Source organism: Pseudomonas sp. P4_D7 (assembly GCF_056401755.1).
The window spans coordinates 132,628-147,969 of record NZ_JBFUIR010000018.1 but is presented as its reverse complement, the minus strand read 5'-3'; the positions used below and the strand labels follow the sequence as shown (position 1 = coordinate 147,969).

13 protein-coding genes and 1 rRNA gene are annotated in these 15,342 nt (G+C 59.7%); 7 read left to right on the top strand and 7 right to left on the bottom strand.

The features are described 5' to 3' along the window. Nucleotides 1-24 precede the first annotated feature (24 nt). The 4 genes from rrf (at nt 25) to AC1DVF_RS14455 (ending at nt 3,855) form a co-directional block, all read left to right on the top strand. Nucleotides 25-140, top strand: a 5S ribosomal RNA gene (gene rrf / locus AC1DVF_RS14470). A 149-nt stretch (nt 141-289) separates the two neighbouring features. Continuing rightward, entirely contained in the window at nt 290-949 is a 660-nt protein-coding gene (locus AC1DVF_RS14465) for a paraquat-inducible protein A (protein ID WP_093441556.1), read from the top strand. Next, nucleotides 936-1,559: a paraquat-inducible protein A gene (locus AC1DVF_RS14460; protein ID WP_093441551.1), complete on the top strand. Its 624-nt coding sequence runs from the start codon at nt 936-938 to the stop codon at nt 1,557-1,559. The genes AC1DVF_RS14465 and AC1DVF_RS14460 overlap by 14 nt, the downstream gene beginning before the upstream one ends. Continuing rightward, complete coding sequence (locus tag AC1DVF_RS14455) at nt 1,552-3,855, top strand: PqiB family protein (protein WP_257356124.1); 2,304 nt, start codon at nt 1,552-1,554, stop codon at nt 3,853-3,855. Before AC1DVF_RS14460 ends, AC1DVF_RS14455 begins: the two co-directional genes overlap by 8 nt. Before the next feature lie 204 nt (nt 3,856-4,059). Here AC1DVF_RS14455 and mksF read toward each other — a convergent pair whose 3' ends face one another. The 3 genes from mksF to mksB are packed head-to-tail and all read right to left on the bottom strand — an operon-like array spanning nt 4,060 to nt 8,865. Continuing rightward, nucleotides 4,060-6,900, bottom strand: a complete 2,841-nt coding sequence (gene mksF, locus AC1DVF_RS14450) for an Mks condensin complex protein MksF (protein ID WP_093441541.1) — start codon at nt 6,898-6,900, stop codon at nt 4,060-4,062. Next, nucleotides 6,897-7,598 (bottom strand): Mks condensin complex protein MksE, encoded by a 702-nt coding sequence (gene mksE / locus AC1DVF_RS14445; protein ID WP_007912968.1) that lies wholly within the window; start codon nt 7,596-7,598, stop codon nt 6,897-6,899. Before mksE ends, mksF begins: the two co-directional genes overlap by 4 nt. Beyond that, nucleotides 7,588-8,865, bottom strand: a complete 1,278-nt coding sequence (gene mksB / locus AC1DVF_RS14440) for an Mks condensin complex protein MksB (protein WP_007912967.1) — start codon at nt 8,863-8,865, stop codon at nt 7,588-7,590. The genes mksE and mksB overlap by 11 nt, the downstream gene beginning before the upstream one ends. Nucleotides 8,866-9,109: 244 nt before the next feature. Here mksB and AC1DVF_RS14435 point away from each other — a divergent pair, with 244 nt between their 5' ends. Further along, nucleotides 9,110-9,856 (top strand): energy transducer TonB, encoded by a 747-nt coding sequence (locus AC1DVF_RS14435; RefSeq protein ID WP_477782650.1) that lies wholly within the window; start codon nt 9,110-9,112, stop codon nt 9,854-9,856. Continuing rightward, a complete protein-coding gene (gene rimI / locus AC1DVF_RS14430) occupies nt 9,849-10,301 on the top strand; it encodes a ribosomal protein S18-alanine N-acetyltransferase (protein WP_007912963.1) in 453 nt (150 codons plus the stop codon). The genes AC1DVF_RS14435 and rimI overlap by 8 nt, the downstream gene beginning before the upstream one ends. Before the next feature lie 143 nt (nt 10,302-10,444). Here the strand turns inward: rimI and AC1DVF_RS14425 are convergent, their stop codons facing one another. Then, nucleotides 10,445-10,849, bottom strand: coding sequence for a hypothetical protein (locus tag AC1DVF_RS14425; protein WP_016983591.1), 405 nt, complete (start codon nt 10,847-10,849; stop codon nt 10,445-10,447). 141 nt (nt 10,850-10,990) lie between these two features. On the opposite strand from AC1DVF_RS14425, the gene can reads away from it, so the two are divergent. Further along, nucleotides 10,991-11,635: a carbonate dehydratase gene (can, locus tag AC1DVF_RS14420; protein ID WP_007912954.1), complete on the top strand. Its 645-nt coding sequence runs from the start codon at nt 10,991-10,993 to the stop codon at nt 11,633-11,635. Nucleotides 11,636-11,643: 8 nt separating this feature from the next. On the opposite strand, the gene AC1DVF_RS14415 is transcribed toward can, so the two are convergent. From AC1DVF_RS14415 to AC1DVF_RS14405, 3 genes are all read right to left on the bottom strand, one after another. Further along, entirely contained in the window at nt 11,644-12,168 is a 525-nt protein-coding gene (locus AC1DVF_RS14415; protein ID WP_093441532.1) for an SET domain-containing protein-lysine N-methyltransferase, read from the bottom strand. Nucleotides 12,169-12,348: 180 nt separating this feature from the next. Further along, nucleotides 12,349-13,521, bottom strand: coding sequence for a hypothetical protein (locus AC1DVF_RS14410; RefSeq protein ID WP_093441527.1), 1,173 nt, complete (start codon nt 13,519-13,521; stop codon nt 12,349-12,351). A 119-nt stretch (nt 13,522-13,640) separates the two neighbouring features. After that, nucleotides 13,641-15,335, bottom strand: a complete 1,695-nt coding sequence (locus AC1DVF_RS14405) for an acid phosphatase (RefSeq protein WP_093441523.1) — start codon at nt 15,333-15,335, stop codon at nt 13,641-13,643. Between the last annotated feature and the right edge of the window lie 7 nt (nt 15,336-15,342).

The window sequence follows — 15,342 nt, the reverse complement described above, 5'->3', positions numbered from 1 at the left end:
GGTCACGAGTCAGTACCCGAATTTCTTGACGACCATAGAGCGTTGGAACCACCTGATCCCATCCCGAACTCAGCAGTGAAACGATGCATCGCCGATGGTAGTGTGGGGTTTCCCCATGTGAGAGTAGGTCATCGTCAAGATTAAATTCCGAAACCCCAATTGCGAAAGCAGTTGGGGTTTTGTTTTGCCCGCAGGAAAGTTTTTTACTCGCGACAACGAACAAATTTGCACAGTTATTTTCGAATCAGAACACTAGAATAGCCCCACCTTATTCGGAGCCAGAGCCTTTATGTCAGAGTCGGTTGACGCCCCTGGGCTGTCAGATTTACCGCTGGAAGACTTGGTGGCCTGTCACGAGTGCGACCTGCTGATGCGTAAGCCAACGCTTGCCCATGGCGAGAAAGCGCTCTGCCCACGCTGCGGTTACGAGTTGTACGCCCATCGCCATAACGTGGTGCAGCGCAGCCTCGCCCTGGTGATTGCAGCATTATTGCTGTACATCCCGGCAAACTTTTTACCGATCATGCAACTCAATATCCTCGGACAGTCTTCGCAGGATACGGTCTGGAGCGGCGTGCTTGGCTTGTTCAACACCGACATGCAGGGTGTTTCCATTGTCGTATTCCTGTGCAGCATGGCCATACCGCTGCTCAAGTTGCTGTGCCAGTTATTCGTATTGCTGACGATCCGTTTCGATATCGGCCGCAGTTACGGCTTGTTGCTCTATCGCATTTACCACCACCTCAAAGACTGGGGAATGCTCGAGGTCTACCTCATGGGCGTACTGGTGGCGATCGTCAAACTGGCTGATATGGCAGCGATCACCGTTGGTCTTGGCCTGGTATGTTTCATTGGTTTGTTGTTGGTACAGGTATGGCTGGAGGTGGTGATGTCACCGCATCAGATCTGGCAGGCGTTATCAGGAGAGGACGCTCATGCGGGCGATTGATGCGGGCATTCTGGTGTGTACCGAATGCCACGAATTGAACAAGCAAGAAGCCGACACCGACGAGCAAACCTGCACCCGTTGCGGTGCACTGGTTCATGCCCGGCGTCCAAACAGCCTCACCCGCACCTGGGCACTGCTGATCACGGCAGCGATCATCTATATTCCGGCCAACGTCTTACCAATCATGACTGTCAGTTCTTTGGGTCAGGGTGATCCGAGCACTATCATGTCCGGCGTGATCCAGTTGGTGCAGCACGGCATGATTCCGATTGCTGCGGTGGTGTTTATCGCCAGTATTCTGGTGCCGACCTTCAAACTGGTGGGCATCGCGCTGCTGCTGTTTTCGGTGCAACGACGTCAGCCGTTGTCCGCCCGTCAGCGCATCTGGATGTACCGTTTTATCGAGTTTATTGGCCGCTGGTCGATGCTCGATATTTTTGTGATCGCCATTCTCGTGGCGGTCGTCAACTTCGGCCGGCTTGCCAGTGTCGAAGCCAATCTTGGCGCCATCGCCTTCGCCAGTGTGGTGATTCTGACGATGCTCGCCGCAGTAACTTTCGATCCCCGACTGATTTGGGATAACACGGAGTCGGACGACGACCATGACTGATTTGCCCGTAGCGAAAACCCGACCGGCCTCGAACTGGTCTGCCATTTGGGTACTGCCTCTGATCGCGCTGATCATCGGCGGCTGGCTCGGCTGGCGTGCCTACTCCGAAACCGGTATCGAGATCCAGATCCGCTTCGAGAGTGGCGAAGGCATCCAGGCCAACAAGACCGAGGTCATGTACAAAGGCATGTCGGTCGGGAAGGTCAAGGCGCTCAAACTCGACGACGAGGGCAACTCCAAAGGCGTGATCGCCACCGTCGAGATGAACAAAGACGTCGAGCAATACCTCAAGACCAGCACGCGTTTCTGGCTGGTCAAGCCGAGCGTGACCCTGGCCGGCATCACCGGTCTGGAAACCCTGGTCTCCGGTAACTACGTGGCCATCAGCCCTGGCGAAGGCGAACCTGTGCGCAAGTTCAAGGCGCTGGCCGAAGAGCCGCCGCTGTCGGATGCCAAACCCGGCCTGCATCTGACCATCAAGGCCGATCGTCTCGGTTCGCTGAACCGTGGCAGTCCGGTGTTCTACAAACAGATCAAGGTTGGCCAGATCAAAAGCTACGTGCTTTCGGAAGATCAAAGCACCGTTGAGCTCAAAGTCTTCATTGAGCCGACCTACGCCAAACTGGTGCGCAAACACACGCGTTTCTGGAACGCCAGCGGCATCAGCATCGACGCCAACCTGTCCGGGGTGAAAGTGCGCAGCGAATCGCTGGCCAGCATCGTCGCCGGTGGTATCGCCTTCGCCACGCCGGAGAACCGCAAGGACAGCCCGCCGACCGATCCGAGCCTGCCGTTCCGTCTCTACGAAGATTTCGATGCTGCTGCGGCCGGGATCCGGGTGAAGGTCAAACTCAGCGACTTCGAAGGCCTGCAGGCTGGCCGCACGCCAGTCATGTACAAAGGCATTCAGGTCGGCAACCTGAAAGCATTGAAGATCGACCCGGATCTGAACAGCGCCACTGCCGAGCTGACTCTTGATCCGTTGGCCGAAGACTATCTGGTCGATGGCACCCAGTTCTGGGTGGTCAAACCGTCGATTTCTCTGGCCGGTATCACCGGGCTGGAAGCGCTGGTGAAAGGTAACTACATCGCCGTGCGCCCGGGTGACAAGGGCGCTGCGCCGAAACGCGAGTTCGAGGCTCGGCCGAAGGCGCCGCCGCTGGATCTGCGTTCGCCGGGGCTGCACCTGGTGTTGTTCACCGATGTCCTTGGCTCCATCGATGTTGGCAGTCCGATTCTGTACAAGCAGGTCAAGGTCGGTTCGGTGCAGAGCTACCAGTTTTCCAAGACTCGCAAGCAACTGGTCATCGGTGTTCACATCGAGAAGGAATACGAAAACCTGGTCAATGCGTCGACGCGCTTCTGGAATGTCAGCGGCATCACGCTGACCGGCGGACTGACCGGCGGCATTCAAGTGAAGAGCGAATCGCTGCAGACCCTGATGGCCGGTGGCATCGCTTTTGAAACACCGCAGGCCAAGGCGCCGTTGCAGAAGCGTATTCCACGTTTCCGCCTGTTCGCCAACCATGATGAGGCGAATCAGAAAGGCGCGGTGGTGACGATCAAAGTCGAACGCGCTGATGGTCTGCGCAGTGGCACCCCGGTGCGCTTCAAGGGACTGGATGTCGGCAAGATTGAAAGCGTCGATCTGACCGATGATCTGCAATCGGTGATCCTCACGGCGCGGATTACCGAAGTGCCGGAGAAGATCGCCCGGGTCGGCAGCCAATTCTGGGTGGTCAAACCTGAGCTGGGCCTGATCAAGACAGAAAATCTGGAAACCCTGGTGACCGGAAAATACGTGGAAGTGCAACCGGCGGCGAAGAATCTGGGGCCGCAGAAGAACTTCGTGGCCCTGGCCAATGCGCCAGAAGTGACCAAGCAAGAGGCGGGTCTGAGTCTGGTCTTGAGCGCGGCCCGTCGTGGTTCGCTGAAACCGGGTGTGCCAGTGACTTACCGTGAAATTACCGTGGGCAAAGTCACCGGTTATGAACTGGGCCAGACCGCTGATCGAGTGTTGGTGCACATTCTGATCGAGCCGAAATACGCACCGTTGGTGCGCAGCGGTAGCCGTTTCTGGAACACCAGTGGTGTCGGGTTTGATATCGGTTTGTTCAATGGGCTGACAGTGCGCACCGAGTCGCTGGAGACGGCGATTCAGGGTGGCATCGCCTTCGCCACGCCGGACGGTGAGCGCATGGGCAACCCGGCGCGCCCTGAGCAGACGTTCCCGTTGTTCGACAAGTTTGAGGATGAGTGGCTGACGTGGGCGCCGAAGATTTCCCTCGGTAAGTAACCCGAAGTTGATGTGGCGTCTATTAAGACGCCTTCGCGAGCAAGTCGAATCGTCGCACCGTCGCTCCCACATTTGGAATGCGTTTCATGTGGGAGCGAGCTTGCTCGCGAAGAGGCCCTTTAATTCAACACAAACCCCAAACCATAAAAAAGGGCCGCGATCCCAGCAGATCGCGGCCCTTTTTTTGCCTTCAGTTAATGCCGATCAAACCGCATCCAGCTCCGGTTCATCCGCTTCAACATTCAGCGTTGCCTTGACCACATCATGGCGACGGATGTACTTCCAGTCCGCCTCATCGATGTAGATGCCCGCCGGGCCGCTGCCGCCTTCCAGGTCGATCGCGACACTGGCGCAGACCTGCGGCTTCACACTCGCCAGAATCGGCACGAAACCCAGTTGCAGACTGGTTTCCAGCAGCGCAGCCTGGTTCTTCTCGTCGATATCCGCTGCTTCATCAAGGTAGTACGGCAGACGTACGCGACCGGCCTGATCGCGGTCCATCAAGTGCAGCAACAAGTACATGTTGGTCAGCGCTTTGATGGTCATGGTCGTGCCGTTGGACGCCGCGCCATCGATGTCGGTGTGGATCACTGGCTGGCCGTTGACCTTGGTGATCTCGAAGGCCAGTTCGAACAAGTCCTTGAGGCCGAGCTGGTTGTGGTTTGCCGCCACCAGCCGTGCCAGGTATTCCTTGGCCTCTTCGTTCTTGTTGTCCTGCTCGGCGCTTTGGCTCAGATCGAACACCGACAGGGTTTCGCCTTCTTCGTACTGACCGGCGCTGTGGATGATCTGGTCGATGTGCTTGAGCGCTTCCTTGTTCGGCGCAAGGACGATGCGGAAGCTCTGCAGGTTGGACACCTGACGCTTGTTGATCTCGCGGTTGAACAGCGCCAGTTGATGCTCGAGGCTGTCGTAGTCGCTGCGAATGTTGCGCAAGGTCCGGGCGATGTCGGTGACCGCCGCACGACGGGCCTTGCCCAGGGTCAGCGCCTCATCGGTACGGTGCGCGTAAGCGTTGATCAGCAGCGACAGACGGCGCTCCATGTCGTCTTCGCTGTCGAACTTGGCCACGCCTTTCAGACGCACTTGCGCGTACAGCGCTTCGATCTGACCATCGGCGCGAAGCAAGCCTTGCCAGCTGTCCTGATAGTCGTTGAGCAGTGGCAACAGGTTGTCCATCGAATCATCGACCGGATCCATGAACGGCGTACCGAACGGCAGATCCGCCGGCAGCAGCTGACGACGGCGCAGCGCATCGTCGAGGGTGCGTTGCTTGGCTTCCATGTCAGCGATCTGGCGGCCGACCAGTTGCAGCTTGGCCGACAGTTGCTGGACGCGCTCGGTGAACGCATCGCTGGAACGCTTGAGTTCGTCCTGGGCGCCTTCCATCTGCGCCAGTTGCTCGAGCTTGTCGCCTTCCTCGGCACTCAGAGTCTGGGTGCGGCGGAAATCTTCCAGCGCCTTCTGCGCGTCCAGCACTTGCTGGTACAGCGCTTCGGTCTGGGTTTTGCTCGCGGCGCGGTCGGCGGCTACAGCCTGTTGAGTCTTGAGTTGCTTGAGCTCTTTTTCCAGACGCTCTTTCTGATCGCGCAGCGCGGCACGGTCAGCCAAGGCTTGTAGCGCCGGCGGCTCGATGTGCGAGATGTCGATCGACAGACCAGGCACTTCAAAACGCTCGCCCTTGAAGCCGTCGAGAATCAGCTCAACCGATTTGACCCACTCGCCATCGTCGTCGAGGGTAATGCCGTGTTCGCCCAGCGGCAGACTGAACAGCGCGCTGTTGAACAGGCGCATCAAACGCTCGACGTCCTGCTGCGAGAACTCTTCGCGCAGGCGGGCATAGCTGTTGTTGTCGGCGTGATCGAGTTGTTGCTTCACCGACTTCAGGCGTTTTTCCAGATCGCGTACGCGCTCTTCCAGATCTTCAGCGCTGAACTGACGGGATTGCGCCAAGGCACCGGCCAGTTCGTCGTGCGCATCCTTGGCCGCGAGCAATTGTTGCTCAAGCACTTTGACGTCATCGACCAGCGCGAAGCGGTTCTTCAGTACCGACAGCTCGCCGAGCCAGCGCTGGATGCCGGAAATCTCCCGCTCCAGACGCATCAACTCCTGAGTGCCGCCGCGCTGATCGTTTTGCAGGCTGTCCTGCTCGCCACGGTAGTGGTCAGCCTGAATGGTCAGTTCTTCTTTGCGCGCACTGGCGTAGTCCGACCAGGTGCCGAGCAACGAATCGAGCAGCGGCGACAGGCGATGCAGTTTGCCGCGCAGCACGTCGCGCTGTTTCACGCCGTTGGCCAAGGCTTCAACCAACGGGCCGGCAGCGACCAGCGAGTTGTAGTCCTGTTCCATCCGGCGCACGTCGCGGAAGGCTTCTTCGCACGCAGCGATGTAATCGACACTGCCGGAACGCAGGCTGTGCTCGAAGGCATCGAGGAACAACTGCTTCAACTTGGCCGCAGTGATTTCGCGCATGTGCAGCAGGTTGATGAACAGCGCGCGGAAGGTCTTCAGGCTCTGCTCGCTGGTGGAGCGCAGCGGGATCAGCGTCAGGTCGAGCGGGATCGACGTGTGACCGCCAACCAGCAAACGACGCAGTTCGTCCGGCTTGAGTTCGTAGGCTTTCAGGCCTTCTTTCTCAAGGTTGCTGAACAGCTCTTTCTGGCGCAGGCAGGTGTCGTTCTTCTGGTAATGCGCCAGATCGAGCTTGCCGGCATAGGCAAAGAACTGGTGACCGAAACCACCGCCCGGGCCGCGACCGACCACGCCGATCACGTGCGGGCCGTGCGGCAGGTTCACTTCGACAAGGATGTAGCTGGTGTCGGAAGCGAAGTAGAAGCGCCGCGATTGTTCGAGGCTGTACTTGCCGAAACTCATGTCCGACATGCGCGCCAGAATCGGGAATTGCAGGGCGTTGATCGACGCCGACTTACCGAGGTTGTTCGCGCCGTAAACCGACAGCGGTTCTTCCAGCGGGAACAGGCCGAGGCTGTAACCGGCGGTGTTCAAAAGGGCAAAGCGGCGGATGCCGTAGCGTTCCTGGCTCATGCGTCGGACTCCTGTTCTTCGGCAATGGCGCGGGCCAGTGCGTCTTCTTCGCTTTCCTCTTCAAACTCTGAAAGATCGAGCGGATCGTCGGTTTCGAGGAATTTGGCTTCCGCCGCTTCGTCGATCAGCACCGGTGCCGGCAACGGCAATACGCTGTGCACGCTGGCCGCCAGATCGCGGTCCTGCTGCACCGAAAGGCACACGTCGAGGAACCGGTGCATCGGCGGCAGGAAGCGATAAACGCCGTTTTCTTCGCTGGCAAAACCGAGTTGAGTCATGCGGCGCATGATCTTTTCTTCGAGCTCTTCAACGGTCTGCACCTCGGCCTGAATGAACAGGTCGCGGTACTTCTCCAGCAGCGATGGCAGTTCTTCACGGCCGAGGCTGCCGCCATCGAGCACGGCGATCGGGTCGCGGCCCTGATCGGCCAGGTGCTCAACGAGGATAAAGGTGAACAGCGCCAGACGCTGCGCAGTCTTGTTTACCGCCGCAGCGGCCATGTCCGGCACAAAGTAGTAGAAACCTCGGGTATCGCAGACCAGTTCAAAGCCCAGCGCCTTGAACAGCGTGCGGTACTGATCCTGGAAGTTCGACAGTTGTGCGTACAGCTCCGGATCGCGGCGGCTGACGTGGTAACCCTTGAACAGCTCGCGGAAGATCGGCGCGAGTTGCGACAGTTCGGAAAGATCAAGATGCATTGGGGATGCTCGCAGAATTCTCGGCGGCGCTGTCGCTGGCCGAGAGCAGGGCGAAGGAGCGCAGGCTGACCTGGTGCTCGTGAGTGTGGTATTCGCGGCGTTCCAGACGCTCGCGCTTGAAGCGTTTTTCCCGCGACAGGCGCGAGAACCAGTAGAGCAATTCGTCAGTGGCGCCGTCCGGCTCCTGCTCGAGCAGCCAGGTCATCAGATCCGGCATCGGCAAGGCTTCTTCGCAGCGGTCGACCATCTCGCGGACGGTGCGGGGCGCGCGTGGGGCTTCGCCTTTCTGGGTCTTGTGCGCCTTGGGGAAGCGCGCCGGTTTCGGCTCGAAACGCGCCAACGCATAGACGTAGGCTTCGACCTGACTGGCGCTGCCGAGGAAGGTGCTTTGCGGGCGGGTGAACAGCGGCATCGCGGCTTGCGGCACGGCGTCGATGCCTTTACGGCGAATCGCTGCCAGGGCTAACGCGGCACCACGGGTCACCGCGTTGTGCCGGCGCGCTTCTTCACGCAGCGGCAGCAGCAGTTCGCGGGCGTGACGCAACGTCAGTTGGGCGCTGGTCTGCATCTCGAGGATGCGTGCGTGGGTGCGCAGCAGCATGTCGTCATCGACCAGATGGCCGAGACGCTGCTGTTCGCTGAGCATCTTCAGCAATACGGTTTCGACCTTGCGCACGCCTTGTTCGAAGGCGCCATCGGCGTTCACCAGGTCGATCATCGGCTCGACGTATTCGTCCCACGTCGCCAGTACTTCGGCGTAACGCTGACGCAATGGAATCTGCCGATCGCTGGTCTTCGCGCGCTCGGCGACGGCGACCAGCGCCTGTTCGTCGTTGTCGAGCTTCTTCAGTACGTCGCGCACGCGCATGTCGAGCAGGCGCAACTGGCGGGCGAGGTCGTGGCCATCGCGGACTTCGAATGCGTCCTGGATGTAACCGGCCAGACGTTCGAGGTGACGCAAATAGGCTTCGATTTCCAGGCACAGGCCCAGTCGGTGCTCGCGACGCAGATAAGCGAGGAAATCATGGATCTGTGCGTTCAGCTCGAAACGGTTCGGGCTTTTCGCCACCGGAATCAGGATATCGAGGCGAATCCACACGTCGAGCAGGCTGGTGATGTCCTGCGGCGTGCTGTCCAGTTGTTGGGCGGCCAGTTGCGAGCGCAGTTCGTTGAGGCTCAATGTGCCTTGGTCGAAGTGCTCACACAGTGGCTCAAGCAGTGCCCAGTGTTCAGCGAGGGCGCGCAAGACGCGCTTGGGTTCGATCATCGGAATGCCCGGCTGGTTGGCAATGAAAAGCGGCGATTGTACTGCATCACGAAGGATGCGATTCACTCTCGGGACGGGCTGTCGCATTCTTTGTATAAAGAGCGTGGGTAAAGCGCCTCGTGAAAGAGTATCGATCTACAACGGGCGATCTTGAACGAAGGGCGGTAGAATCAGCGCACTTCAGTTATCCACAAGTGGCCGACCCTTGCTAATCGAGTCCCGCCGCCGCGCCTATTTGAACGCCATGCAGGTGGTCAACTGGCTGCCGCGCACCGAATTGCCCTTCGCCGCACCGTCGCGGCCCGAGCTGCTGGACATGCCCGAGCCCGAGGTAGAGGCGCCGGTCGTGCTTGCTCCGCAGGCCGAAGCCCCGGCAGCACCGGCTGCGCGTCCGAGTGAGCGGCCGAAGATCGAGGTGCCGCGTCCTTCGCTGGCCAGCACACGAACCAACGCCAAACCGGTAGAAGAGGCCGACGACACGCCAGTCCTCGCCAAACCGGCACCGGTGCCACCACCGCGTTTCGCCCTGCAATTACTGCGCGCCGGGCGATGCCTGCTGCTGGTCGAGTTACCCACAGGCGAACCGTTCCAGAGCCGTGATCCCGCCTATTTGCTGCTGAAAGACATGCTGCGCGCCGCCGGTCTGCCGGATGCGCCGCAAATCGTCGGTGAGCCGGTGCGCTGGCCGTGGCTCAATCGCGGCACCATGGATCAAGGCCCGGAGGCGGCGCGTGATTTCGTTCAGGGTTTCCTTTCCGTGCAAATGGAAGCCGCACCCTGCGCCTGTCTGTGGCTGATCGGCCTTCCGGCGGTGCGTTTTGCCGGTGAAGCGGATGCCGAAGCGTTCAATCGTGAATTGCAGATCGAAGGTCTGGGCTCGGCCTGGGCCATTCCCGGTCTGGAATTGTTAATGGAAGAGCCACAGCGCAAGGCCGCTGTGTGGCAAGCCATGCGTCGGCTGATGGCGCGCTGGAAAGAATCGAATGAGTGACGCTGTATCGTTCCGCCCGATGACCGAGGCGGATCTGGAAACCGTGCTGAAAATCGAGTACGCCGCGTACAGCCATCCGTGGACCCGGGGGATTTTTCTCGACGGCCTGGGTAAATACCAGATATGGCTGATGTTCGAAGGTGAGCAACAGGTTGGCCACGGGGTGGTGCAGATCATTCTGGATGAGGCGCATCTGCTCAACATTACCGTCAAACCGGAAAATCAGGGGCGCGGGCTGGGGCTGACGTTGCTCGAGCATCTGATGTCGCGGGCCTATGCGGCTTCGGCGCGGGAATGTTTTCTGGAAGTGCGTGACAGCAATACGGGCGCGTTCAAGTTGTATGAACGTTATGGCTTCAACGAGATTGGCCGGCGTCGGGATTATTATCCGGCGGTGGGTGGGCGTGAAGATGCCGTGGTCATGGCCTGCACCCTGGTTGACTGATCCTGCTTAAAAGCTTCGTCGGAACGCCGCCCGGAGCAAGCTCGCTCCCACAGTGGATTTGATTCGCACACAAATTCTGTGATCAAACCAAAAACCTGTGGGAGCGAGCCTGCTCGCGAAAGCGTCCCGTCAGGCACTGATGATCAACGGTTGCCATCCAGCGGATCGCGCCGCGCCAGTTCCGCCTCATCCAGCCCGTTGCCTCCGCCAATGTCATCTTCATCGACGATGCTCAAGTCCCAATCGGCCTGATTGCCTTCCCCGGCCTCTTCGGCGTCCCGCGCGCCATCTTCATGGATCAGCGTTTCCGGGCTCAGGTCATCGTCAGTCGGCTCATGATCACTGACCGAAGCCCCGGTCATGCCCGCCTCTCGTACACGCTCACGGGGCATCAACTGTTCACGTTCACGCTCGGGGATTTCATCACCGATTTTCGCGCTAGGCTCGTCTTCATCGAAATCCAGCTCATGCACCGAACCCATGCGGTCTTCGTTATCATCGATGGGCTCCGGTTGCACCGCATCGTAAGGGCGTCGTGAATCAGTCATGGCAAATCCTCATACTGTGGGCCTTACTAAGGTGGACTCACCGGACACACGAGAATTCCCATGAAATCACTTGCGATTCTGGCGTGACCCCGACGGGCGGTCGTCTGTCAAAGCAGCGCATCTTTCTTGAGGCCTTACAGCATGCACGACTTACAAGACCTGATTGATAACAACGAGCGTTGGGCTGACGCGATCACCAAGGAAGACCCGGATTTCTTCGCCAAGCTGGCGCGCCAGCAAACGCCGGAATATCTGTGGATCGGCTGTTCCGACGCACGTGTGCCGGCTAACGAGATCGTCGGCATGCTGCCGGGTGATCTGTTTGTGCACCGCAACGTCGCCAACGTGGTGCTGCACACCGACCTCAATTGCCTGTCGGTGATCCAGTACGCGGTCGACGTGCTCAAGGTTAAACACATTCTCGTCACCGGCCACTACGGCTGCGGCGGTGTACGCGCCTCGATGCAGGACCGTCAGTTCGGTCTGATCGACGGCTGGCTGCGTTCGATCCGCGATCTGTACTACGAAAAACGCGAGGAGCTGGCCAAGTTACCGACCGAAGAAGAGCAGGTTGATCGCATGTGCGAACTCAACGTGATCCAGCAAGTGGCCAACGTCGCCCACACCAGCATCATCCAGAACGCCTGGCATCGCGGGCAGAGCCTATCGATCCACGGTTGCATCTACGGCATCAAGGACGGCCGCTGGAAAAGCCTGAACACCACCATCAGTGGTTTCGAGCAATTGCCGCCGCAATACCGTTTGCGTCCGGTTGGCGCGTTGTAAACGGCCTTTCAGCGCAAACCCGAGTGCCGCCAGCGCTGTAAAAAGTGCTGGCCCTCGATGCTGGGCGGTTCGTCGTAACCGGTGATCCACCCTCGACAGCGTTTGGCTCCGCAGCCGCAGGCAAACTGATGCAGCAGTTTGTCTTCGGTGGCGGCGTAGTCCATGGTCAGCCGCTCCCCCCTGTGGATATCTTTCAACGCCCACAACCACAGCTCGCTCATGTCGAGAAACACGTTGGGGTCGCAGGCGTGTTCGATCAAACCGCAAAAGCGCGGATCGTAAATGTGGATGCCCGTCAGCATCTGTCGGGTCTGTCGGCAGCGATAGGGCAGAAGTTGCCCTGACACCCGGCACATCCGATGGCTTTGCAGAAACTCACGCCGCGCCGCGACCCCCATAGGGCTGGCGTGCGCATCGTGGATGATTTCGAAATCGGTACTGGCGGGAAATCCCAGTCGCACGGGAAGACCGGCGAAGGGGTAAATGCCCTCTGTGTCGCGTGGCGACGATTGCGCCATGGCGTGGATATTCATAACAGTCCTTGCCGCAAAGGTTTTGCGACTTCCTGGGGTTGACATCCTGTCAGTGCTGCAACACTTCTGTTTGGATCCAATCTTGTCGTATTAGGTATAGCTGGTCTACTGTCAGATCTGACAGGCGAGTTAGACGCTTTCCCGCGTCAGCATTGGCTGACACGGGAGCGCTTCAAGCGATTACAGGTGCGGGGCGGGAACGGCGGTGGCAGGCAGCGGTGCCTGCAACTGCTTCAGTTGTGCCTTGATCGGAGTGGTCGCGCACTTGGCGACAGCCTGTTCCGGGGTCAGGTTGCGGATCGAGGTGTAGAACAACTCGCAGGTTTTGACCTTCTGCGTCACCTGCCACGTCTGTGTGCAACTGTTGAGCGTGGCCTGTGCATCGCTGCCTGGTTTGCTGCCCATGCCCGCCTGCCAGCAGGCCGCGCTCAAATCCTGACCCATGACTTTCAGGCCCGCAGCATCAGCCTTGGCCTGTGCGTCGTCGCCGGTGTAGCTTTTCGGGTCAGCGGCGTACCAGATATAACTCGGGTGGTTGGAACCCAGCACCGGCACTTTCACGCCTTCGCTCGGGCTGATCGTCGCCAGGCCCAAGACATTCACGGTTGGCCCGTATTGCTGCTTGATCCAGTTACGCACCGGCGCGCCGAACGCGACCATCGGCAGTGTCGTGCCGCTGGCGGTCTGGCTGAACTGTTTGACCAGGGTGGTCTGGTAGTCCTTGAAGTAGTCATACACGCCTTCCAGATCACTGCCAGCATTGGACGGCGCAGCGATCGGGGCGATATCGATGATGGTTTGATAGGCCGGCGTCTGCTCGGCAGGAATGCCATTGTCAGTCAGCAGCGTCGCCCAACGATCGGTGGTGTTCGAACGCAAATAATCCTGCGCTTGGGTCAGCGAGTAATCTGGCGGGAAGTGCAGCAACTCGACACTTTTACGGTTTTCCAAAGCCATGCCCAGCGGCAGGAACAGGTACCAGCTGTAGGCCCATTTACCGTCGGCGTTGAGTTTGCTGGCGCCGGTGTAGGCCAGATCTCCCGCGTCCAACAGCGCCGACAGCGGTTTGTCGTAATCCTTTGGCACGCCGGTGATCTCGGCGTAGAGCTGGCCGTTATCGGTTTTTACCAACACCTTGGCATCGGCATAACCATCGCGTTGCACGCTCTGGCTCAGGTAATGGGCGACGGTCTGTTCCAGCGTCCAGTTGCGGAAGCAGATTACGCTGCAATTGTTGGGGTAAGCGAACAGGCGGGTAACGCGTTCGGTGCTGCCCAGTTTCAGATCGACATCGGCGTGGGCGGCCGCGCTCAGCGTCAGCGCGGCAAGTGTGAGTCCTGCGAGTTTGAACATGCTCAGATCCTTTTCAGCGTGGGTTCCCCGCGTGTCGGGGGCGCCTCATAGTGGATCAGCCGCGTTTGACAGAGAAGCTGTCATCCGCAGATTTTTGCACAAACTCGCTGGGCTGGGTTTCAGGCCGGAAAATGCAGGGCGTTGGTCAAATCGCCCATGGGTTGCTGGCCCCGGGCAACCATCGCCTCGTCACGTTGTTTGAGACCGTCGAGCGTTTCCAACTGGAAGACACGGGTGATCAACCGCAGGATCGATGCCGTGTCGTAGACCGTATGATCCACCGTGCCCCTGCGTGCAAACGGCGACACTACCAGCGCCGGCACTCGCGAGCCCGGCCCCCAGCGGTCGCCCTTGGGCGGCGCGACGTGATCCCACCAGCCGCCGTTCTCGTCGACCGTGACGATCACCACCATGTTTTGCCACTGTGGACTTTCACGCAGCACCTTCAGCGCACGCACGATGTGCCGGTCACCGGAGGCCACGTCGGCATAACCGGCGTGCATGTTCAGGTTGCCTTGCGGTTTGTAGAAGCTCACTGCTGGCAACTTGCCCGCTTCGGCATCGGCGAAGAATTTGTTGCTGCTCGACTCATCGCCCAGACCGGCATCGCGCAGGCGTTTATTGCGCTCGTCGGGGTTCTCCGGGCCTTGTTGCTTGAAGTAGTTGAACGGCTGATGGTGATACTGGAAGTTGGGGATTTTCGGAATGCCGCCGGAATCCTTGTATTGCTCCAGCGTCGCCTGCCACGCGCCGGCATACCACGCCCAGTCAATGTGCTTTTTCGACAGCTTGTCGCCGATGTGTTCGTGGGTCTGCGGCACCATCACGTTGGGCAGATCCGCTTTTGAATACGCCGGGCGTTCAGGGTCGCGAATCCACGTCGGCCAGTAGGGTGGGGCGAGGGTGTTGACGCCGAAGCCATCCGGGGTCAGTGCACTTGGGCCGAACTGCGGCGGGCCGGTCATGGCGCTGGCCGGCGATTGCTCCAGCGGCTTGAGGCGCGGGTCGCTCGGATCATCGCTTTGCAGCGCGGCGATCTGCGACTTGGCCACCGAATTGGCCGCGTCTGGATAGAACGGCGCGGTGGCGCTGATCAGGTATTGGTGGTTGAGAAACGAGCCTCCGAAGGCGCCCTGGAAGAAGTTGTCGCACAGCACGAATTCCTGCGCGACATCCCACAGGCGCAGGGAATAGCGGCTCTGGGCGTAGTGGCCCATGGTCAAGCCGCCGGAGTCGGCCCAGGCGACGAAGCCATCGTTCTTGCCGCCATTGATCTGCATTTGGTTTTGATAGAACACGTGCCACAAGTCGCGGGTCACCAGGCCGAACGGCAAGTCCTCGCCGTTCGGGCCTTTGAGGGCGAACGGTGCGTTGGGCAGGTTTTCCTGAAACTGCGTGGCGTTGGGGTAAGTCACGCCATCAAGGGTTTGCGGGCCGATCTGCAGCACACCGCCCCAGACCGGAGGCAGGGTTTGCAGCAGCGAGCCGTCGCGATCACGTTGTTGATAGTCGCCGGGTTTGAGCGCGGCCAGCGGCTTTTCGACACCGGGGAAATCACCGAACAGGTTATTGAAACTGCGGTTCTCGGCGTAGATCACCACTACGGTTTTCACTTGGTCGCGCAGGGCTTTGTCCAGCTCGGCGGGCGTCAGCGGGCGTTCGGTCGGTTTGCCCGGTTGATCGCTGGCGCTGCCACACCCGGCCAGCGTGGCACCGACACCGAGCACCGCGACGCCGCCGAGAAAGCGGCGGCGACTGGTGTCGGTGGGGTGATTGGATTCAGGTGCGTCAGTGCCGTCTGTTTCATCTTTCATCGGTCAG

What these genes read in the sequence shown, in the direction of transcription:
- AC1DVF_RS14465 (WP_093441556.1), top strand. Translation starts at nt 290, where the DNA reads ATGTCAGAGTCGGTTGACGCCCCTGGGCTGTCAGATTTACCGCTGGAA.
- AC1DVF_RS14460 (WP_093441551.1), top strand. Translation starts at nt 936, where the DNA reads ATGCGGGCGATTGATGCGGGCATTCTGGTGTGTACCGAATGCCACGAA.
- AC1DVF_RS14455 (WP_257356124.1), top strand. Translation starts at nt 1,552, where the DNA reads ATGACTGATTTGCCCGTAGCGAAAACCCGACCGGCCTCGAACTGGTCT.
- mksF (WP_093441541.1), bottom strand. Translation starts at nt 6,900, where the DNA reads ATGAGCCAGGAACGCTACGGCATCCGCCGCTTTGCCCTTTTGAACACC.
- mksE (WP_007912968.1), bottom strand. Translation starts at nt 7,598, where the DNA reads ATGCATCTTGATCTTTCCGAACTGTCGCAACTCGCGCCGATCTTCCGC.
- mksB (WP_007912967.1), bottom strand. Translation starts at nt 8,865, where the DNA reads ATGATCGAACCCAAGCGCGTCTTGCGCGCCCTCGCTGAACACTGGGCA.
- AC1DVF_RS14435 (WP_477782650.1), top strand. Translation starts at nt 9,110, where the DNA reads ATGCAGGTGGTCAACTGGCTGCCGCGCACCGAATTGCCCTTCGCCGCA.
- rimI (WP_007912963.1), top strand. Translation starts at nt 9,849, where the DNA reads ATGAGTGACGCTGTATCGTTCCGCCCGATGACCGAGGCGGATCTGGAA.
- AC1DVF_RS14425 (WP_016983591.1), bottom strand. Translation starts at nt 10,849, where the DNA reads ATGACTGATTCACGACGCCCTTACGATGCGGTGCAACCGGAGCCCATC.
- can (WP_007912954.1), top strand. Translation starts at nt 10,991, where the DNA reads ATGCACGACTTACAAGACCTGATTGATAACAACGAGCGTTGGGCTGAC.
- AC1DVF_RS14415 (WP_093441532.1), bottom strand. Translation starts at nt 12,168, where the DNA reads ATGAATATCCACGCCATGGCGCAATCGTCGCCACGCGACACAGAGGGC.
- AC1DVF_RS14410 (WP_093441527.1), bottom strand. Translation starts at nt 13,521, where the DNA reads ATGTTCAAACTCGCAGGACTCACACTTGCCGCGCTGACGCTGAGCGCG.
- AC1DVF_RS14405 (WP_093441523.1), bottom strand. Translation starts at nt 15,335, where the DNA reads ATGAAAGATGAAACAGACGGCACTGACGCACCTGAATCCAATCACCCC.